The sequence below is a fragment of the Anoxybacillus sp. LAT27 genome, assembly GCF_022030075.1.
Classification (GTDB): domain Bacteria; phylum Bacillota; class Bacilli; order Bacillales; family Anoxybacillaceae; genus Anoxybacillus; species Anoxybacillus kestanbolensis.
Genome location: NZ_JAIWYK010000035.1, coordinates 1 through 1,512 on the forward strand (window position 1 = coordinate 1; position 1,512 = coordinate 1,512).

The 1,512-nt window shown below is 37.1% G+C and carries 1 protein-coding gene; it reads right to left on the minus strand.

The features are described 5' to 3' along the window. On the minus strand, positions 1 to 1,086 hold a 1,086-nt coding region (locus LD028_RS02235; RefSeq protein ID WP_237810802.1), incomplete at its 3' end, for an MDR family MFS transporter. Between the last annotated feature and the right edge of the window lie 426 nt (positions 1,087 to 1,512).

Below are 1,512 nucleotides of genomic sequence, written 5' to 3' on the forward strand. Positions count from 1 at the left end.
CGCTGCAGCAAAATATTGTCCACGCATATGCTCGGGTGCCAATTTAGCAACAAACGTTTGTTGTAAACCGACTGTCATCAGTTCTGCTAGCGTAAATAAAGCAATTAAAAAGATCATCATCCATAGAGATGTGGTTTGACCAAAAAGAAAAATGGCGATTCCGTAAAAAAGTGAAGAAAAGACAAACACCCATTTTTCTTTATAGTTTTCCATCCACTTCGTCACAGCTACCGTAAATAAAGCAACAAGCAATCCGTTTTCCGCAATCAGAACACTAAACGCCTTCTCCCCGCTCAACGAAAGCGACCAATGTCCGACAGAAAATAACGTTTGTTTTGAAACGACTTCCTTTATGTAAACAGGAAGTAAAATGTCGAGTTGCATAAACGTTTGTGCCACAAGAATACCAGCAACAATAAATAAAAGAAACGTACGATCTTTTACGATGAGGCGATAATTGTTTAACTGCTCAATAAAAAACATATACCATGTTCCTGTTGTTTTTCTCCATATCGGTGCTGTTTCATCTAAATAAATAAAAAGAACAATCGCAACGATCGCACAAAACGTCCCTGCGATGAGAAGTAAGAAAAACTGGTGTTCAGGATAAAATACTCCTCCAAGGAGTGGACCGATGACAACCATGATGTTATTCATCGTATAAAATACAGCAAACACGCGACTTTGATCTTTTTCTGAAACAACATCTGCAACCATCGCCTGACTTGCAGGCCAATAAAGTGAGCCGCATACGCCTACGAGGGCAAAACAAATAAAACTCATCAACGGTGATGAGAATAACGGAGAATTGGATAGTGCAAATAAGAAAAAAGCAAGCGCTTGTCCACACGCTGCAAGCACCATCATCTTCTTTCTTCCAAATCGATCAGCAAAATACCCTCCAAGTAAATTAGCAATTACCGAAAATAATTGCGAAATAACAAGCAATACACCTGTTTTTTCTCGACCGAATATGCCAGAAAAATAAATGGCGATAAAAGGAAATATCATCCAAAAAGTAACTCCAACGAGTGATTCCCCAATTAAACGAATACGTAAGTTTCGATCCCAATCTCGTATTCGCATCGTAATCCTCCCTTCTTAAAACAACTATTTTGTTATTATACCATTTTCGTACAAAAGTTTCGCTAATAAAAAAGATTGACAAAATAACAGAAAAATAAGAAAATAAAATCAAAAGGAAGTGAGCACTGTGAAAATAGTGAAAAATGTTATCGTTTCATACGCGACGGTTGTGGCCATTATTGCATTACTCCCTGCTTTTCTAATTACAAATGATGTAAGTATTATCGATTCATTTCTTTCCGCAATAAAAGACTAAATCTCCTGCCTAGGCAGGAGATTTCAAAGTGTTGAAAAAGTGGGGAGTCAAGAAAAAGTTCACTTTCCTCGTGAATTTTTTCTTCTTTTCTTTTTTCCTTATTTGTGGTAACTTAAATCTATACCATGTGATTGAAGGGATCGTAACTTGGTCCACTTCTTGAGGTTTTG